General features: G+C 64.7%; 1 protein-coding gene. It reads left to right on the forward strand.

From position 1 onward, the window contains the following. Positions 1–138 precede the first annotated feature (138 nt). Positions 139–368 (forward strand): DegT/DnrJ/EryC1/StrS family aminotransferase (locus A6X21_RS24080; RefSeq protein WP_240490309.1); only part of this gene is annotated, 230 nt, incomplete at its 3' end.

Consider the following 368-nt stretch of genomic DNA (forward strand, 5'->3'; position numbering starts at 1 on the left):
CGCCCGGCCACCAGCGTAAAATCGCAATAGCCGCAGCGATGTCGGCAAAACGGCACCAACCGACAGCAGTTCCACCGCGGTGAGGTTGACAAGTACACCTGGCAGCGCCCAGGTTCGTCGTTCCTGCCCGGTGAGATCGTGGCCGCCTTCCTCAAGGCACAGCTGGAAGAAGCCGAGTCGATCACGGCCAACAGGCTGGCTGCCTGGGAGCGCTACCGACAGCGCTTGCAGCCCCTGGCACGTGAGGGATGCCTGCGCCTGCCAACCGTGCCCGCCCATTGTGTGCACAACGCGCACATGTACTACGTGATCCTGCCCGAGCAGGTGGACAGGGTGCGCCTGCTGGCTGCCTTGCGCCAGGACAGCAT

Source organism: Planctopirus hydrillae (assembly GCF_001707835.1).
GTDB classification, from domain to species: domain Bacteria; phylum Planctomycetota; class Planctomycetia; order Planctomycetales; family Planctomycetaceae; genus Planctopirus; species Planctopirus hydrillae.